The organism is Nocardiopsis sp. NPDC058789 (genome assembly GCF_042745575.1).
GTDB lineage: Bacteria > Actinomycetota > Actinomycetes > Streptosporangiales > Streptosporangiaceae > Nocardiopsis > Nocardiopsis eucommiae.
Genome location: NZ_JBHYOW010000014.1, coordinates 15481 through 36407, shown reverse-complemented (window position 1 = coordinate 36407; position 20927 = coordinate 15481). Strand labels below are relative to the sequence as shown.

At 70.6% G+C, this 20927-nt stretch carries 13 protein-coding genes; 8 read left to right on the top strand and 5 right to left on the bottom strand.

The window, feature by feature from the left end:
- Window positions 1-215: 215 nt before the first annotated feature.
- The 3 genes from ACFW3L_RS20660 to ACFW3L_RS20650 all read right to left on the bottom strand — a co-directional run bounded on the left by ACFW3L_RS20660 (window position 216) and on the right by ACFW3L_RS20650 (window position 3716).
- The gene (locus ACFW3L_RS20660; protein ID WP_378742890.1) at window positions 216-485 is read right to left on the bottom strand and encodes a DUF6406 domain-containing protein; all 270 of its coding nucleotides are present in this window, start codon (window positions 483-485) and stop codon (window positions 216-218) included.
- Between the two features lie 180 nt (window positions 486-665).
- The gene (gene secA2, locus ACFW3L_RS20655; RefSeq protein ID WP_378742888.1) at window positions 666-2972 is read right to left on the bottom strand and encodes an accessory Sec system translocase SecA2; all 2307 of its coding nucleotides are present in this window, start codon (window positions 2970-2972) and stop codon (window positions 666-668) included.
- Window positions 2973-3101: 129 nt separating this feature from the next.
- The gene (locus ACFW3L_RS20650) at window positions 3102-3716 is read right to left on the bottom strand and encodes an ATP/GTP-binding protein (RefSeq protein ID WP_378742886.1); all 615 of its coding nucleotides are present in this window, start codon (window positions 3714-3716) and stop codon (window positions 3102-3104) included.
- A gap of 1233 nt (window positions 3717-4949) precedes the next feature.
- Between ACFW3L_RS20650 and hisS the strand changes: the two genes are divergently transcribed.
- The 4 genes from hisS (at window position 4950) to ACFW3L_RS20630 (ending at window position 12818) form a co-directional block, all read left to right on the top strand.
- On the top strand, window positions 4950-6263 hold the full coding sequence (gene hisS / locus ACFW3L_RS20645; protein ID WP_378742884.1) for a histidine--tRNA ligase: 1314 nt from the start codon (window positions 4950-4952) through the stop codon (window positions 6261-6263).
- A 150-nt stretch (window positions 6264-6413) separates the two neighbouring features.
- Entirely contained in the window at window positions 6414-8864 is a 2451-nt protein-coding gene (locus tag ACFW3L_RS20640) for an ATP-binding protein (RefSeq protein WP_378742882.1), read from the top strand.
- 166 nt (window positions 8865-9030) lie between these two features.
- Window positions 9031-11556 carry a LuxR C-terminal-related transcriptional regulator gene (locus tag ACFW3L_RS20635; protein ID WP_378743075.1) on the top strand — a complete coding sequence of 842 codons (2526 nt, stop codon included), beginning with the start codon at window positions 9031-9033 and terminating at the stop codon, window positions 11554-11556.
- Between the two features lie 413 nt (window positions 11557-11969).
- On the top strand, window positions 11970-12818 hold the full coding sequence (locus tag ACFW3L_RS20630) for an AMP-binding protein (RefSeq protein ID WP_378742880.1): 849 nt from the start codon (window positions 11970-11972) through the stop codon (window positions 12816-12818).
- A gap of 339 nt (window positions 12819-13157) precedes the next feature.
- Here the strand turns inward: ACFW3L_RS20630 and ACFW3L_RS20625 are convergent, their stop codons facing one another.
- Window positions 13158-13694 (bottom strand): ATP-binding protein, encoded by a 537-nt coding sequence (locus ACFW3L_RS20625; protein WP_378742878.1) that lies wholly within the window; start codon window positions 13692-13694, stop codon window positions 13158-13160.
- A 717-nt stretch (window positions 13695-14411) separates the two neighbouring features.
- Between ACFW3L_RS20625 and ACFW3L_RS20620 the strand changes: the two genes are divergently transcribed.
- The 4 genes from ACFW3L_RS20620 to ACFW3L_RS20605 are packed head-to-tail and all read left to right on the top strand — an operon-like array spanning window position 14412 to window position 19552.
- A complete protein-coding gene (locus tag ACFW3L_RS20620; RefSeq protein ID WP_378742876.1) occupies window positions 14412-16016 on the top strand; it encodes an ABC transporter substrate-binding protein in 1605 nt (534 codons plus the stop codon).
- A 46-nt stretch (window positions 16017-16062) separates the two neighbouring features.
- On the top strand, window positions 16063-16998 hold the full coding sequence (locus ACFW3L_RS20615; protein ID WP_378742874.1) for an ABC transporter permease: 936 nt from the start codon (window positions 16063-16065) through the stop codon (window positions 16996-16998).
- Window positions 16995-17879, top strand: coding sequence for an ABC transporter permease (locus ACFW3L_RS20610; protein ID WP_378742872.1), 885 nt, complete (start codon window positions 16995-16997; stop codon window positions 17877-17879). The genes ACFW3L_RS20615 and ACFW3L_RS20610 overlap by 4 nt, the downstream gene beginning before the upstream one ends.
- On the top strand, window positions 17876-19552 hold the full coding sequence (locus ACFW3L_RS20605) for an ABC transporter ATP-binding protein (protein WP_378742870.1): 1677 nt from the start codon (window positions 17876-17878) through the stop codon (window positions 19550-19552). The genes ACFW3L_RS20610 and ACFW3L_RS20605 overlap by 4 nt, the downstream gene beginning before the upstream one ends.
- A 57-nt stretch (window positions 19553-19609) precedes the next feature.
- On the opposite strand, the gene ACFW3L_RS20600 is transcribed toward ACFW3L_RS20605, so the two are convergent.
- Window positions 19610-20839: a multidrug effflux MFS transporter gene (locus ACFW3L_RS20600; RefSeq protein WP_378742868.1), complete on the bottom strand. Its 1230-nt coding sequence runs from the start codon at window positions 20837-20839 to the stop codon at window positions 19610-19612.
- Window positions 20840-20927: the final 88 nt, after the last annotated feature.

Genomic DNA, 20927 nt, shown 5'->3' with positions numbered 1-20927 from the left:
CGCCCCGACCTGCGACGACGCACCGCGACCGAGGCGTCGCACACACGTGTGGACGCCTCGGGGCGGGAGTTATCGTCGCGGGAAAACAGAGAAGCCCCCGCCGGGAAACCCGAAACAGGAATCGTTCCACACACGACCTGGGAACGGTCGCGACAGGAGGGGATTCCGACGAGGGCCAGAAAAAAGCCTCCCCGGGTCCGCCCCGGGGAGTGACCTCAGCTAATCCGTGTGGCCAGCAGATACGCACCGGGCGAATCGGCGTCGACGATTTCCGTCACCCGCCAGGCCTGGCCACCGACGCTGAACACGTCATTGACGCGGACGTCGATCATGGGCGTGGGCCGCCACTCCTTCGGGCCGCCGATCTTGGCGACCGGCTGACCGTCGTCGTCGACCCAGAAGCTCCCTCCGCCGACGGGCCCGCCGGCGAAGCGGTCGTTGCGCCCGTAACTGATCTTCTCCTGCGCGCCGATCTCGTGGACCACCGTGGATTCAGTCCCAACCGTCTCGAATAACCTGGAAAACGCATCCATATTAACCCGCGTGCACCAATTAAACAGGGAACCAACGGGTAAGATTAGCGCTTCAGCAGACTAGCCGACAAAAGTAATGCGCGGGCCAGGACTTTAGTCCTGACCCGCGCGAGTCGCGGTACAGCGAATTAATCAGTCACCGTTCGACGTGCCCCGGCCGCCCTTGAGCCTGCCCACGAGTGTCTCCAGGGCCGAACTGAACGGGTGGTCGTGCACCATGTAGGTCCAGGTCATCGACGGCCGCTTGACGCCGACCGAACTCACGTCCAGCTCGCCGTCCACCACCTCCAGCTCCTCGAAGCTCTCGGCGGCGCGCGCCCGGGCACCGTCCAGGAAGCCCTTGAAGACCGGGACCGCCTCGCGGTTGAACTCGTCGAGCGGATCACGGCGGCCCAGGTACCGAAGGTGGATGCCCTCCCGCAGCTCCGACAGGAACGCGTTGTGGTCGGTCCAGCCCCGGTCCAGGTGGTAGAGCGTGATGAGCTTGGCGGCGCGGGCGACCTCGTCCGCGTCCAGCTCCTCCACCAGCTCCTCGTGGCGCTCCCTGCGGTCCGCGGCGACGTGCCGGTCGCCCTGCCCCGAGGACAGGACCAGTTCGCGGTGCTCCAGGACCACCTCGCGCTGGACGTCGATGAGCTTGTTGTAACGCCAGGTGTTGCGGTGGACCTCCAGCAGCTGGCCCTCGGAGACCCGCTGGGCGTGGTCGACCATGGCCAGCCAGCCCTCGTCGGTGATCTCACCGTCGGCCGTGGTCTTGTAGCCGGTCGTCTCGGGGGCGTGGTTCACCAGCAGGTCGTCGTCCATGCTGACGAAGAAGATGGAGTCGCCGGGGTCGCCCTGGCGCCCGGCCCGCCCGCGCAGCTGACCGTCCAGACGGCTGCTGGGGTAACGGCCGAAGCCCATCACGAACAGACCGCCGGTCTCGACCACCCGGTCGCGGTCGGTCATGTCGCTGCCGCCCAGCCGGATGTCGGTACCGCGGCCCGCCATCTGGGTGGAGACGGTGATCGCGCCGTAGGTGCCGGCCTCCGCGATGATGGACGCCTCGTCCGCGTCGTTCTTGGCGTTGAGGACCACGCTCTCCAGACCGGCGGCGCGCAGCCGTTCGGCCAGCAGCTCCGACTCCGCGACGTCCTGGGTGCCGATCAGGATCGGGCGCCCGGTCTTGTGGATCTCCTCCACCTTGGCGACCAGGGCGTCCTCCTTCTCCTCACGCGTGGCGTACAGGAGCGCGCCGTGGTCCTCGCGGACGTTCGGCTTGTTGGAGGGCACGACGGCCACTTCGAGCTCGTAGAACTCGCGCAGCTGTTCCGCGACGCTCATCGCGGTACCCGTCATCCCCGCCAGCGTGGGATAGCGCAGCACCAGGGACTGGACCGTGATCGAGTCGAGCACCTCGCCGGTCTGGCTGACCGCGACCTTCTCCTTGGCCTCGACCGCCGCCTGGAGGCCGTCCGGCCAGCGCTGGAGGAGGGCGATGCGTCCGCGCGACTCGTTGATCAGCCGCACCTCGCCGTCGCGCACCACGTAGTGCACGTCCCGCTGGAGCAGCACGTGGGCGTGCAGGGCCAGGTTGACCTGGGGCAGCACCGAGGTGTCGTCCTCGGAGTACAGGTCCACGCCGCCCAGGGCCTTCTCGACCGCGTCGATACCGGCGTCAGTGAGCTGGACGTTGCGCCCCTCACCGTCGACCTCGTAGTGCAGGCGCGGCTTGAGGCCGCGCACGACGTCGGCCATCTCGACGTCGGCGGCCACGGCCTCGGCCGCACCGGCGAGGACGAGCGGAACCCGGGCCTCGTCGACGAGCACGGAGTCCGCCTCGTCGATGATGGCGACATGCGGCTCGGGCACCACCCGGTCGTCCACGTCGGTCACCATGCGGTCGCGCAGCACGTCGAACCCGAGCTCGCTCACGGCGGCGTACGTGACGTCGCAGCCGTACGCCTGCTTTCGCTCGTCAACGGTGGACTCCTCGCTGACGGAGCCCACCGTGACCCCGAGCATCGCGTAGAGGGGACCCATCCACTCGGCGTCACGCCGGGCGAGGTAGTCGTTGACGCTGAGGACGTGGACCCGCTTGCCCCGCAGGGCGAACCCGGCGGCGGCGAGGGTTCCGGCGAGGGTCTTGCCCTCACCGGTCGCCATCTCCGCGACGTGGCCGTCGAGGAGGGCCATCACACCGAGCAACTGCACGTCGAAGGGGCGCTCGTCGAGGGTGCGCCGGGCGGCCTCACGGCCGACCGCGCACAGACTGACGAGGTCGTTCTGGGAGTAGGGAAGCTCGGCGTAGCCGAGGTCGATGGCCTTCTCCGTCAGCTCACCATCGCTGAGTTCTCGCAGACCCTCCTCTTCGGCCTCGATCGCCGGCAGGAGCTTGGTATAGGGCCGCAGGTCCACCGCACCGGGCTTGCCCAGTAGGCGGCGGACGCTTTCCGCCATTCGTCCGAACACCACGCCAGAGTAACGCCGGACACAAGCGAATGGTTCCTCTCGGGTACCTGCTTGTCGGCTCCAACGGGGACAGAACACCCTGGACCAGGGACTCGTCGGGGGCCCGGGGCGGCGCGGTCAGTTCACGAGCTGGCGGTTGCGCTGACGCGCCTCCAACGCCATGCCGTGCTTGACGAGGGTGACCAGAACCTTCACCACGGACCTGCGGTCACGCGCGTCGCAGTAGACCACGGGCACGTCCGGGGTGAGGTCCAGGGCGTCACGCAGCTCGTCGGCGCTGTAGGCCGCCTCGGGGTCGAACTCGTTGACCGCCACCACGAAGGGCAGCCGGTACTGCCGCTCGAAGTAGTCCAGGGCCTGGAAGGTGTCCTCCAGGCGCCGCGTGTCCGCGAGGATCACCGCGCCCAGGGCGCCACGGACGAGGTCGTCCCACATGAACCAGAAGCGCTGCTGGCCCGGGGTACCGAACAGGAACAGGGTGAGGTCGGTGTCCAGGGAGATACGGCCGAAGTCCATGGCCACCGTGGTGCTCGTCTTGTCCGGAGTGTGCGAGAGGTCGTCCACACCCGCGCTGGCCGCCGTCACGGCGGCCTCGGTGCGGACCGGGGGGATCTCCGAGACAGCCCCGACGAACGTGGTCTTGCCGACACCGAAGCCACCGGCGATGATGATCTTGGTGGACAGCTCACTGGGTGCGTGGACGTCGTTCGTACTGTTAGCTGAGTGGATCACTGTTAGTCCTAGCGAGAATGCCGGGCCTGCACGAACGGACGGGCGCACACGACCCGGGCTGGAGGGGCGCGGCGCTCCCGGTTCCGAACCTTCACGGAAACCACCGCAACTGGAACCTAACACCGGCCGACACTGGAATCCGGGGTTTCGACACAGTGGGGGAACACGTCACATCCCCGACCAGTCGGCCCAAGCGGGTCAAAACACACCAGAAGAGGCCCCGAGGTCCGATGTCCACCTCGTGGCGGGGAGTCCGCCCTGTCCGACGGAACGTAGTCAGACAAGCACACTCCTGTACCCCGGCACGTCGACTTTACGACATTGAGAGCGGTCATTTTCGGCCGCTTTCGGCCGCGTCGATCCCTGTCCGGCGTCCTCCCCGCCATCTACGGTGGAAGGCAGGGCACCCGCCTGAGCGCGGTCACCACGGACTCCTGGCACGAGGACGCGACCACCACGGGGGCCCCGGCGGCGCCCCGGGGCGCACGACCACCACCGACGCCTCGCTCTTCGACGTCGGACCGGCCGTACACCCCACCGACGGGCGCCCCCACAGCCCCACCGGCCCACAACCGTCCACGTGGGCCGGTGGGACCCTGTGTTTGCTGTGCAGAGGGATCTGGGTTCAGGCAACACAGCATCATCGTCCACGCCTGGCTCGTTCCTCGCTGACAGCTTGACTCGTCCTGCACTGTGCCTGCTGGAGCCCGCACTCTCCGGCGCTCGAACGGGCACCCCCGGTGGCGAGGTGGGCGAGCAGCGCTCACGGCTGTGGTTGGGGTTCAGACGTGTTTTCTTTGGGCCTCCGCTTCGCTTCGGCCCGGGTTCGGCGCCTTTGCAGAGGGATCTGGGTTTAGGCAACACAGCATCCTCGTCTACGCCTGGCTCGTTCCTCGCTGGCGGCTTGACTCGTCTTGCACTGTGCCTGCTGAGACCCGGGCTCTCCGGCGCTCGAACGGGCACCCCCCGGTGGCCAAGGCGGACAGGTGGGGCTCACGGCTGTGGTTGGGGGCACGGGCAGGACTCACACCCGAGGCCGGACAGCACTCCGAACGGTGGCCGAGGGGAAGCTCCCGGCCTACGACCTGTGGCTGGGTTTCGGGGTGGGCCCTGGGGTGCGACCCGGGTGCGTAGGATGGACGGGCCCCTCCCCGAGCGGCGATAGCCGTGGTCCGGGTCGAGGGGCACCTTCCCGAACAGGCCGAACACTCCCAAGGGAGCCGAGTACCCCACATGTCCGATCAGCGCGTCGTCCGCCCCACTCCCATCAGCGGTTTCCCCGAGTGGACCCCACAGGTCCGGGCCGTGGAGCAGCGCTGGCTGGACCATATCCGCGCCGGGTTCGAGTCCTTCGGCTTCGCGTCCATCGAGACTCCCTCCGTGGAGAACCTGGACGTGCTGATGGCCAAGGGCGAGACCTCACAGGAGGTCTACACACTGCACCGGTTGCAGGCCGACGCGAAGGACGACTCCGACGCCAGGCTCGGTCTGCACTTCGACCTGACCGTGCCCTTCGCGCGGTACGTCGCCCAGCACTTCAACGAGCTGACCTTCCCGTTCAAGCGTTACCAGACCCAGCGCGTGTGGCGCGGTGAGCGCCCGCAGGAGGGCCGCTACCGCGAGTTCACCCAGTGCGACATCGACGTCATCAACGTGGACTCGGTGCCGCTGCACTTCGACGCCGAACTGCCCCGCATCGTGTACCGGGTGCTCAGCGGACTGGACATCCCGGCGTGGACGCTCAACGTGAACAACCGCAAGGTGCTCCAGGGCTTCTACGAGGGGCTCGGCGTCAAGGACCCGATCGCCGTCATCCGCGCCGTGGACAAGCTCCACAAGATCGGTGACGAGGGCGTCCGGGAGATCCTGGAGGGCGAGGGGCTCACCGCCGAGCAGATCGACCCCTGCCTGGCGCTGGCCCGTATCCGGGGCGCCGGGGTCATCGAGCAGGTCCGGGCGCTCGGAGTCGTCTCCGAACTGCTGGAGGAGGGACTGGAGGAGCTCGCCTTCGTCCTGGACGACCTGGCCGACCTGCCCGAGGGCAGCGTGGTCGCGGACCTGTCCATCGCGCGCGGCCTGGACTACTACACCGGCACCGTGTACGAGGCCTCCTTCGACGACGACCCCGGTTACGGCAGCATCTGCGCGGGCGGCCGGTACGAGAACCTCGCCGGGCAGTTCATCCGCAAGCGGCTGCCGGGCGTGGGCATCTCCATCGGCCTGACCCGCATCTTCGCCAAACTGGTGGCGGAGGGCCGGATCGAGGGCGGCCGGATCTGCCCCACGGACGTGATGGTCGTGGTGCCCAGCGCCGAGCGGCGGGCCGACGCGCTGCGCACCGGTGAGCTGCTGCGGGAGCGCGGCTTCAACACCGAGGTGTTCCACTCGACCGCCAAGGTCGGCAAGCAGATCCAGTACGCCGCCAAGAAGGGCATCCCCTTCGTCTGGTTCCCGCCCTTCGAGGAGGGTGGCGAGCACGAGGTGAAGAACATGGCCCAGGGTGAGCAGGGCGCGGCCGACCCGGCCGTGTGGTCCCCCGCCACTTAGCAGGTTCTGGCCCGGCACGGGCGGTTTTCGACCTCCCGTGCCGGAACCGGCCATTCGCGAGACAGCTTCGGCGCCCGGGTGCCAGACTGGGAGAGGCTGTTCTCCGTGCCGTACCTCAGGCACGGGCCGATTGTCCTAGTAATCGAGGCCATGTCTCCTCCTCGCCACAACCTCCCCCTGTCCGCCGGGGAGTTCATCCAGTTCGTCGGACGTGAACGCGACATCGTCGACCTGAGCCGCCTCATGGGCACGGCCAGGATGATCACGCTCACCGGAACCGGCGGCATCGGCAAGACACGACTCGCGCTCCATCTCGCGGAGCGCGTCCTGCGCCGGTTCCCGGACGGTGTGCGGTTCATCGACCTCAGCGAGGCCACCACCCGCGAGCAGGCGCTGCGCGCGGTCGCGGCGGGCCTCCAGGCGGTCACGGCCGACTCCACGACGCTCATGGACAGCGTCATCACGGCGTTGCGCACCCAGCACCTGCTGTTGCTGCTGGACACCTGCGAGCACGCCGTGGAACCGATGGCGGAGCTCTGTGAGGCGGTACTGCGCGACTGCCCCCGGGTGCGCGTCCTGGTGACGAGCCGCCAGCCGCTGCACGTCCCCGAGGAGAACATCTGGCGGGTGCCCCCGCTCTCGCTGCCCGCGCGGCCCACCCCGACCGACCCCTACGCGGCGGTCCCCGCGCCGATCCCCCGTCGGGACGCCCAGCGGTACGAGTCGGTGCGCCTCTTCCTCACCCGCGCGCACGCGGCGCGCTCCGGGTTCGAGATGACCCGGGAGAACTCGGGCTACGTGGCGGAGATCTGCCGCATGCTCGACGGCATGCCGCTCGCGATCGAGCTGGCGGCCGCCCGGGTCCGGGTGCTGTCGGTCCAGCAGATCCTGCGCCGACTGGACGACCGCTTCCAACTCCTGACCAGTGACGGCACGGGCCACCTCCCGGCACGCCAGCGCACCCTGCGGGCCGTGCTGGAGTGGAGCCACGACATGCTCAGCGACACCGAGCGGCTCCTGCTGCACCGGCTGTCGCTGTTCTCCACCTGGTACCTGGAGGTCGCGGAGGACGTGTGCTCGGGCGAGGGCGTGGACTCCACGGACGTGCTCTCCCTGCACTTCTCCCTGCTGGACAAGTCCCTGGTGGTGATGGACTCCGAGATCGACGGGACCGCGCACTACCGGCTGACCGAGACGGTGCGGGCCTACGCCGCCGAGCGCCTGGGCGCCGACGCGGACCTGCGGTGGGGCCGGTACCTGCGGTTCACCGTGGACCGGTTGGAGGAGTCGGCCAAGAGCTCCGCCTCCTCCCAGACCTGGGACGAGTGGCTCGGGCGACTGCGCATGTACGACCACCACCGGGAGAACCACGCCCGGCTGGTGGAGTGGGCGCTGTCCCGGGGGCGCGTGGACGACGCCCTGCGGGTGTGCGTGGCGCTGCGGGCCCACTGGCTGATGCGGGACCTGTCGGCGGAGGGCAGCCGGCTCCTGGAACACGTGCTGGCGCACCAGCCCGACGACCAGGAGCCGGCGCTGCGTGCCCGCGCCCTGGCCCTGCACGCCGAGCTGCGCCTGGACGTGGACCCCGCGCCCCGGGTCGACACCCTGGCCTCCTGCGCGCTGGAGGCCGCCCGGGCCTGCCGTGAGCCGATCGCGGCCGCCTCGGCCCTGGCCACCCTGGCGACGCTCTCCCTGCGGACGGGAGCCCTGGAGGACGGCGAGCGGCAGGCCGCGCGGGCGCTGGACTGGGCGGGCCAGTCCGGTGACCCGATGACCGAGGCGAGCACCCGGGGCGTCCTGGCCGAGCTGGCCCAGCGCCGGGGCGCCACCGAGGAGGCCGTCACGCACCTGGAGGAGAGCGCCGCGGCCTCGCGTGAACTGGGCGACCGCTGGCGCGAGGCACGCGCCCTGTACGGGTTGGGCACCATCGCGGCCGAGGCCGGTGACCACGACCGCGCCCGGGAGCTGTTCTCCGAGGCCCTGGAGGTCTTCGTCGAGCTGCCCTCCGCGCCCTACGCGGTCCGGTGCGCCGCCGATCTGGGCCGCCTGCACCTGGCGGCACGGGACACCCTGGCCGCCCGGGAGCCGCTCAGCCGGTGCCTGCGGGTGAGTTTCACCTCCGGCCGCAGGATCGCGGTGGCCGAGGCCCTGGAGGCCCTGGCCGAACTCGCTCTGGCCGAGGAGGAGCCCACGCGTGCGGCGGCCCTGGCGGGGGTGGCGTCCGACCTGCGGACCGCGCTGGACCGACCGTCCGCCGAGACGGTGCGACTGCGGTCGGCGGTGGAGCGGCGGGTGGGCGCGGGCCGGGCCTCCGAGGCGTGGAACGCCTGGCGTTCGCTCCCCCTCGAACAGGTACGGGACCGGGCCCTGGCCTTCCCCCGTCCGCCCACGTCACGACTGACCGGGCCGGGGTCGCTCACTCCCCGGGAACGGGAGATCGCCACACTGGCCGAGAGAGGTCTGTCGAACCGGGAGATCGCGACCCGGCTCACTATCAGCCAGGCCACCGCGGCACGCCATATCGCGAACATCTTCAGAAAACTTTCGATTTCCTCGAGGACGCAGTTGACCGGCTGGGCTTCACCGAGAGAACCCGGCTGAACCAGGGGTGTTCGTGCCGAAGCACTTGCACAGTGCGCGTGCACCCGCTAAACCAGAAAGCCCAAGCCCCTTCGCCCACCTCGATGACGACCGTCCCCGTCCCCCTCGTATCCTCCGTGGTGAGAACAACCCCCAACAGCCCCTACTTGTGAAGGCCATGGCACCTCTGACCGCGCCTGCGCGGCACAACCTCCCCCTGCCGGGCACCAGCTTCGTGGGCCGGGAGCGAGATCTGAGCGATCTGCTCCGCCTGCTCGGCTCCAGCAGATCCGTGACGCTCTGCGGCGCCGACGGCATCGGCAAGACGCGGCTGGCCCTGCGTGTGGCCGAGCAGTCCACCGTGTCGTTCCCGGACGGGGTGTGGATCGCCGATCTCACCGACGTGCGCACCCCCCTGGAGGTGCACGCGCGCATCGCCCAGGCGGTCGGGGTGGTCGAGGAACCCGGGCTGCCGCTCGGGGTGACCGTGACCGAGGCGCTGCGGGACCGCAGACTGCTGTTGGTGCTGGACTCCTGTGAACACATCGCGGACGAGGTGACCGAGGTCGGGGAGACCCTGCTCGCGGAGTGCCCCGCCGTGTCGGTCCTGCTCACCAGCGAAGTGCCGGTGCGGCTGACCGGGGGCACGGTGTGGCGGGTGCCCGCCATGGCCCTGCCGGTGACCCCCCGCAACGCCCCTCCCCCGGACCCTGCCGACGCGGAGTCGGTGCGTCTGTTCATGGACCGCGCCCGTGCCCGCGACCCCCGGTTCACCGCCTCGGGCCCCGAACTGGAGGCGGTGGCGACCCTGTGCGACCTGGGCGGCGGGGTTCCGCTGGGGATCGAGGTACTGGGCGCCCGGGCACCCGAGGAGGGCATCCCCGCGCTCACGGACGGGCTCCGCGCCCACCTCGCCTCACCGATGTTCCAACCCGGCCCGGGGCAGGCCGTCTCGCGCAGCCAGGTCCTGCCGCTGGTGCTGGACTTCGTCTACCGGGGACTGCCCGAACCCGAACGCGTGCTGCTGCGCCGTCTCTCGGTGTTCCGGGGCTGGGACCTGGAACTGGCCGAGCAGGTGTGCGCGGACGAGTCCCTGCCCGAGCCGACCATCCTCGACCTGCTCACCTCGCTGCTGGACCGGTCCCTGATCACGGTGACCGGTGAGTTCGAGGGCCGGGTGCGTTACCGGCTGCCCGAGGCGGTGCGCCGGTTCGCGCAGGAGCGGCTGGTGGCGTCGGGCGAGTACGAGGTGTTCCAGGAACGCCTGCTGGCGCGCATGCTGCGCCTGGCGGAGGACCTGGGGCGGCGCCTGGAGTCGAGCCGGTCCATGCCGTGGTCGGAGCGGGACTCCGGCCGCCAACGGGTGATCGCCGAGTACGACACACTGCGTTCGCTGCTGCGCTGGTCCCTCCAGAAGGGCGCCGCCGAACCCGGACTGCGGCTCTGCGTGAGCCTGGTGGCCCACTGGGTGAGCCACAACAACTACTCCGAGGGCGCGCACTGGATGGACCGCCTGCTGGCGCTGGAGGAGAGCGCCAAGGCGCCCTCGCGGGCGCGGGCGCTGGTCGGCCGGGCCCAGTTGGCACGTGTGCGCCGGGACCACGAGCTGGCCCTGGAGGCGGGCGAGGAGGGGCTGCGGCTGTGCCGCGAGGCCGGCGACGACGTGTTCGTGCGCACCTGCCTGAGCCTGCTCGCGCTGGTGGAGGTGCGCGAACGCAACCTCGACCGCGCCTCCGTCCGGGTCGAGGAGGCCCTGCGCCTGTGCCGGGAGGCCGGAGACCTGTGGGGCGAGGCGATCGCCCTGGGCTGCCGGGCGGCCCTGGTCGCCCAGCAGGGGGACTACCCCACCGCGGACCACCACTACAACGCCGCGCTCACCCTGTTGCGGGGGATCGACCACCGCTGGGGGGTGGGGGTGACCCTGATGAACCAGGCACGCGCGGCCGAGGCCAACGACGACCTGATCACCGCCGACCGCTGTTACCGGGAGGCCCTGGACACCCAGCGGCTGATCGGCGCGGTGTCGGAGGAGGCCCGCTGCCTGGCCGGGATCGGCCGGGTCGCGCACGCCCAGGGCCACACCAGCCAGGCCTACGACTACCTGAGCGAGGGTCTGCTGCTCAGCCACGCCAGCGGGCAGCGGGCCGAGGCGGCCCGGAGTCTGGTGGCGCTGGCCCGGGTGGCCTTCGGTTCCGGACGGCGCGAGCCCGCCTGCCGTCTGGCCGGGGCCGCCACGGCGCTGCGTTCCCGGGTCGGACTGCCCGTGCGCCAGGCCCCGTGGCCTTTCGAGGACGAGGAGCGGGGACGTCGGCGCCGTCGCCAGCTGGTGACCTGGTGGGAGCAGGGGTACGCCCTGAGCCAGTCCGAGGCGGTGCGTGAGGCGGAACTGCTGGCGGAGGAGGGCCGGTACCCGGCTCCCCGGCCCGCGCGCAGGAAACGCGGCGGGGACGCGACCGCGACGGCCGCCACCAAGCCGGCGCCCGTGCCGGTGCCGCCCTCGCCGGAGTCGGCCAGCCCGGGGAAGCTCCTGACCCGACGGGAGCTGGAGATCGCCCAGTTGGTGAGCACCGGCAAGAGCAACCCCGAGATCGCCCGGACCCTGTTCATCACGTCGTCGACGGCAGCCCGGCACGTGGCCAACATCAACCGGAAGATGGGCTTCAACTCCCGCACGCAGATCACCGCGTGGATCAAGCGGCACCGTACGGGCTGACCGGGCCGCGAACACTCCGCGCGGACGGGACTCCCGGTTCTCGCGCGGGTTGTGTAGTTCTCGCCCGACCACGAATCTACATATGCATCTGCATGGCCAGATGCATGTGCATATTGCCATGAACGCGCTAGGCTCGAAGCCATGGGACTTCGGGCTCCCGGCACCGTGCGAACGGTGTTCGGCCGGTCCCAGAAACGGCCGTCGAATCCCGGGCCGAACCCCCGGGGATCGTCGCGCCGTCGGTACCGGGAGGGTTCCCGGAACCGGTGGGCAACCGTGCTGGCGCGAGGGGAGACCTGGGGAGGTCCCTCGCGGCGAACGTCCGGCGCGGCGCTTCCGGGCTCGCCACGTGGAGGGGGCGTGACGAGCCCGGGCAGCGGGCCCACACGGAGACCGTTCGAGTGGGGGATCGCATGGGGGTAGGGCTGACTTCAGGAACCGGACGACCCGGCCGTCATCTGCCGCGTCGGGACGACCCGATCGGATCGCTCACCGGTGGGCTGTGTGAGCGGCTGCGTCTGCGGACCGCGCGCGGCGGGACGATTCGCGGCGCCTCCGGACGGATGGACGCGCTGACCTTCGCCGCCACCGTCGAGCAGGCCGCCGCGGGGCTGAGCCGCCGCGGGATGTGTCTCGGGGACGTGGTCGGCGTCCTGGCTCCCGTCTCCCCCGACCGCTTCCTGGCCTCGTACACGGTCATGGCCGTGGGGGGCCGGGCTCTGACGGTCACGCCCGAGTCCGACCTGCGTACCCAGTGCCGTGCGCTGGCCGAGACCGACGCCCGGCTGCTGATGGTGAGCGAGGACCTGGCGGAGCGCGGGCTGGAACTGGCCGAGCGCTCGCGGGTGCGGCAGGTCATCACCTTCGGCAGCGCCCTGGGCACCACCCCGTTCCGGGAGCTGCTGCTGCCGAGTCCGGACGGGAACGTGTACAGCCCGGCGCGGGGCCTCTTCGACAACGGCCACCTGGGCTACGAGCCCGCCGGGGACGACATCCTCACCACGCTGCACACCCACCACGACCTCCTGGCCCGTTTCGCGGAGCTGCGGGGCGAGCTGGCCCTGACCGCCGACGACGTCGTCGCGGTGGGCGAGTCCGGGGACGAGGCCACCAGGCTGGCCCTGGTGGCACTGGCCCTGTGGACCGGGTCGTGCGTGGTCGCGGGCGAGGACTGCCCGCCGCCGGAGGGGCGGCGGATGACGGTCACCTGCGACCCCGTCCCCACACGCATCGCCCACCCGCAGTCCGACGTCGCGCGTTAGCTCGGGTTCCACGGAGAGTTCCGGGTCCGCGTCGTGCGGTCTCCTCCGGCGGCGTGGCCGCCGACGGGAGGGCCGGGCGGACCCGCTCGCCGCGACGTCGCGCCCCGAGGAGCGGGACCGGGGGTCTCGCACGCCGCCTCTCGGAAGTCGGTCACACGGCCGGACGTCCGCGGGGAGAGCGGGCCACCGGCAGGCGGAGACACCACGCCAGTGCCGTCCGACCCACGCCTGGGGGGACGTACGTCCCTGAACGCACCCTGGAGGGACACGGAGCGCGTCATGGAGGGGGCAGGGCTACTCCGGGCCCGGTGGCCCCGTGTACGCCCTCTGAGGGGGCTCTCAGGCGGTCTCGCCGACCGCGTTCCCGCCCGTCTCGTCATCGATCTCGAACCAGGTCACGTGGGTGGCCTCGCTCCAGTACTCACCGTTGCGCGTGGCACAGCTGTCGACGATGAACCTGCCGCGCCCGAAGTCGTCGCCGTCCTCGCGGGTGTGCCCGCTCTCGGTGTCCACCGGGTCGCGCTCGCCCTGGTCCGCCACAGCCACTCGGAGCCTGTTCGCGTCGGAGCGGATGAACAGCGTCATCACGCCTCCGCTCTGCCCCGAGCGCGAGTGCAGCAGGGCGTTGGTCGCCAGCTCGCTCACGGCCAGTTCCGCGTCGTCCAGGGCCCCGTCGCCGTGCCCGTTCCTGGTGAGGAACTCACGGACCCGCGCGCGGATGGACCGCACGGCGGTCAGGTTTCCCGCGCAGCTCCACACGGTGTGGTCGGTGACCCCACCCGTGAGGTCCCCGACGTCGATCCTCGGGGCGGTCGACGTCACGGCGTCTGCGGCCTCCGCGGGCACGTAGTCCCGGAGTTGCCTCGCCTCAGCCATCCGGTCACTCCAATCACCCGCGACGGGCGCGCGGGTTGCGCCGCCCGCACTCACCTTAGACAAGGGTGTGCCGGGTCCAGAACAGCACACCTGGGTTCCTCTCGCCGGGGATTGGTCACAAAACCTCGTCCCGTGTCCTCCCCGATGTGGACAAAGGAAACAGCCCGGCCCCCAGGACGGACCATGTGACGTGCCACACCCAGGCAATGCGTGGCCATATCCGGCCGCGCACGGCGCGCGCACTCCCCCGAAACGCTGGGCACGAGGTCTCCGGAGACCCGACCGCGCCACCCCGAGAGAGTCACCCTACGTGATCGAGCGCCTGGTAAAGACGGAAAACCGACGACTAAACGCCACGTTTTCACTACTCACAGGCAACGATGAGGACACAACAGGGGGCGCCGAAAACGCATCCGGGGTGCCTACCACGGCGCGGACGGTGCTCGCGAACGGACACGCCGGACGCCCTCCCATCCGGCCTGAAACCCCCAGGCCACAGCAGATGTCACCAATCCCTCACACACCATCCCGGACACTCCGTAAGAAATCCCCTGAGCGCCTCCGGGACCGCCCCGACCTCGTTTGACGCTTCCTGTAGTGCGAACAAGTATCGATTGGGGCCGATCCCGACATTCCCTCCCGGGGGCACCCCAAGCCACCGTCTGTCACCAGGGTCCCGGCCTCTCCGAAGCTCCCGTCCCCACACGAGGTGTCCCCGTGCCAGCCCAGTCCGAAGACCCCACCACCGCTCTGAACCACCTCACCTCCCGCCGCAGCCTCCTCAAGGCCGGTGCCGCCGGCGCGGCCGTGGCCCCGGTCCTGGCCGCGTGCGGCGGCGGGGACTCCGGCTCCGGTGGTTCCGGCGACGGCGAGCCCCAGACCGGCGGCCGCCTCAAGGTGGGTGTCGCCGGTGGCGGCGCCAGCGACACCCTGGACGCGCACGACCCCACCGACAACGTCGACATCGCGCGCAACCACGCGCTGTACGCGGCGCTGATGCGCTTCGACAACGACGGCACCATCGAGCCCTACCTGGCGGAGTCGCTCGAGCCCAACGAGGACGGCACCGAGTGGACGCTGGTGCTCAAGGAGGGCCTGACCTTCCACGACGGCACCCCGGTCACGACCGAGGCGGTCGTGTACTCCCTCAAGCGCATCCTCGACCCCGACAACCCCATGCGCGGCGCGGGTGACATGCCCGGCGTCGACCCGGAGAAGCTCGAGGTCGTCAGCGACCTGGAGATGACGATCCCGGTCGACGAGCCCCTGGTGACCCTGCCCGAGGCGCTCGCCGAGTACTACAACTGCGTCGTCCCGGTGGACTACGACCCGGCCAACCCGATCGGGGCCGGCCCCTTCAAGTTCTCCGAGTTCAAGGTCGGGGAGTACAGCGTCTTCGAGCGCCACGAGGGCTTCCACATCGAGGGCCTGCCCTACGTGGACGAGCTGGAGATCGTGAACTTCCCCGAGGACGACGCCCGCGTCAACGCCCTCAACAGCGGCAACGTCCAGGTCATCAGCCAGGTCCCGCACGTCCAGGTCGCCATCATGGAGGGCGACCCCAACGTGAACATCCTGGAGTCCGAGACCGGCATGTGGCTGCCCTTCACGATGAACGTGGAGGAGGCCCCCTTCGACGACGTGCGCGTCCGCCAGGCCTTCCGTCTCATCGTCGACCGCCAGGAGATGATCGACCAGGCACTGGCCGGGTACGGACAGGTCGGCAACGACATGTACGCGCGGATGGACCCGTCCTACCCCGAGGACCTCCCCCAGCGCGACCAGGACATCGCGGAGGCCAAGCGCCTGCTCGCGGAGGCCGGTCACGAGGACGGCCTGGAGGTCGAACTGGTCACCTCCGACATCAGCGCCGGTGTGGTCGCCGCCGCCGAGGTCTTCCAGGAGCAGGCCCGCGAGGCCGGGGTCACCGTGACCCTGCGCCGGGTCAACCCGAGCGACTACTGGAACCCGGAGGAGGGCTTCCCGTACGCCTTCGGCCAGGACTTCTGGAGCGCCCGGAACTACATCACCCAGACCGCCCAGGGCTCGGTCGTGGGCGCCCCCTACAACGAGACCATGTGGGGCGAGCACGAGGAGTGGCTGGAGCACCTGGAGGAGGCGCGTCAGACCGCCGACGAGGACGCGCGCCACGAGCTCATCCGCAAGGCCCAGGAGATCGAGCACGAGGAGGGCGGCTACATCGTGTGGGGCTTCGTGAACCTGCTCGACGCCTACCACGTCTCGGTGCACGGGCTGGAGCCGGCGGTCTCCGGCCATCCGCTGGGTTCCTACGCCTTCCACACCATGTGGCTGGAGCAGTAGCGGACATCCGGTTCCCGAACCTCCAGACCGCTATCGAAAGCTCACCATGACTCGACTCATCGTCGTCCGCCTCTTCTTCGGAGCGCTGACGCTCTGGGCGGTGTCCCTCGTGGTCTTCGCGGCCACGCAGGCGCTGCCGGGCGACGCAGCCCAGCTCATCCTGGGCCGCGACGCCACCCCGGAACGGCTGGAGGCGCTCCGCGACCAGCTGAACCTGCACGAGCCCGTGGCCGTGCAGTACATGCAGTGGCTCCAGGGACTGCTCCAGGGCGACCTGGGCACGTCGTTCTCCAACCGGCTGCCCGTCGCCGAGTACCTCACCGACCCGGTGCGGAGCTCGCTGACCCTGATGGGTCTGTCGGCCCTGGTCGCGACCCCGATCGCCCTGTTCGTCGGGGCGTTCAGCGCCCTGCGCCGCGACCGCGCCTTCGACCACACGTCGTCCATGGGCACGCTCGTCCTGGCGTCCGTCCCCGAGTTCGTGGTCGGCATCCTGCTGATCCTGCTCCTCGGTCCGGGCGGCCTCGGCGTGTTCCCGTCCGTGTACGCCCGTGAGGGCGGGCCCGAACAGTGGGTCCTGCCGGTGCTGACCCTGGCGCTGGCCGTGGCACCGCCGATCGTGCGCATGATGCGGGCGACGATGATCGAGGTCCTGGAGAGCGAGTACGTGCAGCAGGCGCGGCTCAAGGGCATGGGCGAGCGCACGGTGCTGTGGCGCCACGCCGCGCCCAACGCGATCGGCCCGGTCGCCCAGGTGGTCGCCCTCCAGCTGGCCTGGCTGGCCGGCGGCGTGGTCGCCATCGAGTTCCTGTTCAACTTCCCCGGTGTCGGCAAGGTCCTCATGGACGCCATCGGCAACCGTGACGTGCCGCTGATCCAGGCCGTGGTCCTGCTCATCGCGGGGATCTACATCCTCGTCAACCTGGTCGCGGACGTGATCGGGCTGGCCGCCAACCCGAAGGTGAGGGTCGCGAACCGATGACTGGACCTTCGACGAGCACACCCGTCACGGAGTCGCCCCGGCGGCGTCCGGGACTGTTCCGGACCGCCTGGCGGTTCGGCCGTACCAAGGTCGGTGTGGCCCTGACCGGGCTGATCGTCCTGATCGCCGTGCTGGGGCCGTTCCTGGCGCCCTACACGGCCACCGAGTTCGTGTCCAAGCCGTTCGAGACGGGTGTCGACGGCACCCTGTTCGGCGGCGACAACCGGGGCCGTGACGTGTTCACCCGCTTCCTGTGGGGCGGTTGGACACTGCTGCTGCTGGCCGCCGCGTCCGCCGGGATCGGCGTGGCCGCAGGAACGGTGATCGGCGTGATCGCCGGTTACCGTCGCGGCTGGGTGGACGACGTCCTCATGCGCACCAACGACGTGCTGCTGGCCTTCCCCCAGCTCATCGCCGCCCTGCTGGTGATGTCGATCCTCGGCCCGAAGGTGTGGCTGATCGTCGCGGTCATCGCGGTCTCGCACATGCCCCGCGTGGCCCGGGTGATCCGCGAGGCCACCCGCAAGGTGATCGAACAGGACTACGTGAAGGCGGCCGAGGCGATCGGCCTGCCCCGCTGGCGGATCATGACGGTGGAGATCCTGCCCAACGTGACCAGCCCGCTGCTGGTGGAGCTGGGTCTGCGTCTGACCTACTCGATCGGTGTCGTGGCGGTGCTCGGGTTCCTCGGCATGGGGCTCCAGCCGCCCACGGCGGACTGGGGGCTGATGATCAACGAGAACCGCCAGGGCATGGCCATCCAGCCGTGGGCGGTCGCGCTGCCCGTCACGGCGATCGCGGTGCTCACCGTCGGCGCCAACCTCATCACCGACGGGCTCTCCCGCGCGGCGATCGGCATCGACAGGGGGGTCGAGAAGTGACCTTGGACGAGAACACGGAACGCGCGCGGCGCCACGATGGCGAGACCGTGCTGGTGGTCGACGGGCTGACCGTGATCGGCCGCCCCTCGGACGTCGAGATCATCAGCGGCGTGTCCATCACCGTGAGGCGCGGCGAGATCCTCGGGCTGGTGGGTGAGTCCGGTTCGGGCAAGACCACCCTGGGGCTGTCCCTGCTGGCGCACTGCAAGCGCGCCACGGAGATCGTCGGCGGTCAGGTGCTTGTCGGTGACCGGGACCTGGCCACGCTGAACGAGCGCGAGGTCCGGGAGCTGCGCGGCCGCGCGGTGGCCTACATCCCGCAGTCGCCCGCCTCCGCCCTCAACCCGGCACTGCGGCTGGGCACGCAGCTCACGGAGGCCCTGCACGACGACGCGCTGACGGCCCAGGAGACCCGGGACCGGGTCCGCGAGGTCATGCGCGAGGTGGCCCTGCCCGACGACGACGCCTTCCTGCGCCGCTACCCGCACCAGCTCTCCGGAGGGCAACAGCAGCGGGTGGCGATCGCGATGGCGTTCGTGGGCCGCCCGGACGTGATCGTGCTCGACGAGCCGACCACCGGCCTGGACGTGACCACGCAGGCGCACGTACTGGAGACCATCCGGTCGATGACCCGCGACTACGGCACCGCCGGTGTGTACATCAGCCACGACATGGCCGTGGTGGCCGACCTGGCCGACGACATCGCGGTGATGTACCGGGGCGAGGTCGTGGAGCACGGGCGCGCCCAGACGGTGCTGTCCGCCCCCCGGCACGCGTACACCCGTCAGCTGCTGATGGCGGTGCCGCTGCTGAGGACCTCCGGGCACGAGGAGCCGGAACCGGTGGAGGAGCCGCTGTTGCGGGTCTCCGGGCTGGCCGCCGGGTACGGGCGCACGCAGGTGCTGGAGGGGATCGACGTGTCGGTCTCACGAGGCGAGTGCGTGGCACTGCTGGGCGAGTCCGGTTCGGGCAAGACCACCCTGTCGCGCTCGGTGGCGGGTCTGCACCACCAGTTCACCGGTGAGATCCTCTTCGACGGGGAGCCGCTGGCCACCAGCAGCTACCGCAGGACGGCGGAGCAGCGCCGCCGGGTGCAGTACGTGTTCCAGAACCCGTACGAGGCGCTGAACCCCCGCAAGCGGGTGCGCGAACAGATCCTGGGCCCCTACCGGCACCTGGTGGGCAACCCCGACGACCCGGACGCGGTGGTGGCCCGGGCCCTGGAACGGGCCTCCCTGCCCGCTTCCTACGCGGACCGTTTCCCCGAGCAGCTCAGCGGCGGCGAGCGCCAGCGCGTGTGCATCGCGCGCGCGGTGGCCACCGGGCCGGACCTGCTGGTGTGCGACGAGATCACGTCGGCGCTGGACGTGTCGGTGCAGGCGGAGATCGTGAAGCTGCTGCGCGAGCTCCAGGACCAGGGCATGGCGCTTCTGTTCGTCACGCACAACATCGCTCTGGTCTCCAACATCGCGGAGCGGGTCGCCATCCTCAACAAGGGCGAGATCGTCGAGTACGGACCGGTGGGCGAGGTGATGTCGTCGCCTCGGCACGAGTACACCCGCGCGCTGATCGCGGACACCCCGGACTTCGAGCTGTCCTTCCCCGGCGCCCCCGAGCGCCTGGGCATGGACGCCGAGCGGAAGGGCTCGACGGACCGCGTCTCCGAGGGCTGACCCGGACGCGGAGGTGACGGGGGCGGGGCGCGCGACGCGCCCCGCCCCCGACCCCGCTCAGGGCAGGGGGTCGGCCTCACGGGTGGCGGAGTGCTCGGCGGGGCGGGCCAGCGTGACCAGGACCAGGAGGCCCAGGGCGGAGCTGGCGAACAGCAGCAGGCCCATGGGAACCGCCGTGGTCTCGTCCAGGCCGACCATGGGCGCGACCACGGCGCCGATGAGCATCGGCAGGGCGCCCAGGAGGGAGCTGGCGCTCCCGGCACGGTTCTCCTGGCCCTCCATGGCCAGGGCGAAGGACGCGGTGAGGACCACTCCCATGCAGGTCATGTAGACGAAGATCGGCACGACGAGCAGGACCAGCGGCCCGTGGAGGAGCGCGGTGGCGAGCACCACGGCGGTGGCGGCCACCGCCGTGACCACGGCGACCGCGAGGAGGGAGCGCTCGCCGTGGCGGTCGCTGAGACGGCCCACGACGGTGCTCCCGAGGATGATCCCCACGCCGTTCACCCCGAAGAGGAACCCGAAGACCTGCGGGGACACCCCGTGGAGGTCCTGGTAGACGAAGGGGGTCCCGGCGACGTAGGCGAAGCTGCCGCCGTGCAGGAGGCCGACGATGAGCGTGTACCCCAGGTAGCGACGGTCCCGGAACAGAGCGCCCATGGTGCGCAGGCTGCCCCCGAGCGTGCCGGGGATCCGCCGCTCCACGGAGAGGGACTCCGGCAGGCGCGCCGCCGAGACCGCGAGGATCACGGCGCCGAGCAGGGCCAGCGCCCAGAAGACGCTCCGCCAGGTCGTCGAGGGCAGGAGCAGGACCCCGCCACCGACGATCGGGGCGACCATCGGGGCGACCGCGACCACCACCATGATCAGGGCGAAGAACCGGGTGAGCGCGGTGCCGTCGAAGACGTCCCGCACCACGGCGCGGGAGAGCACCACCCCGGCGCTGGCGGTGAAGCCCTGGAGGAAGCGGCCCAGTACCAGGATCACGGTGTTGGGAGCGAGCGCGCACAGGGCCGAGGAGAGGACGAACAGGGCCACGCAGACCAGGAGCGGCCCGCGTCTGCCCCGCGCGTCGCTGATCGGTCCGATCACCACCTGACCGACGGCCAGGCCCACCAGGCAGGTGGTCAGGCTCAGCTGCACCTGGGAGGCGCTGGCGCCGAGGTCGTCGGAGATCTCCGGGAAGGCCGGGAGGTACATGTCGATGTTGAGCGGGCCGAGCACCGTCAGCAGGGCGAGGAGGAGGGCCAGCCCCAGCCGTGCGCGGCCGGTCGGATTGCGGAGCATGGGGCCTCTCTGCGGCGAGGGTGAGGGAGCCCGTCAACGGTACCCAGCGACCTCGGCGCCGGGCCCCGGTCGGTCCGCAACCTGACGG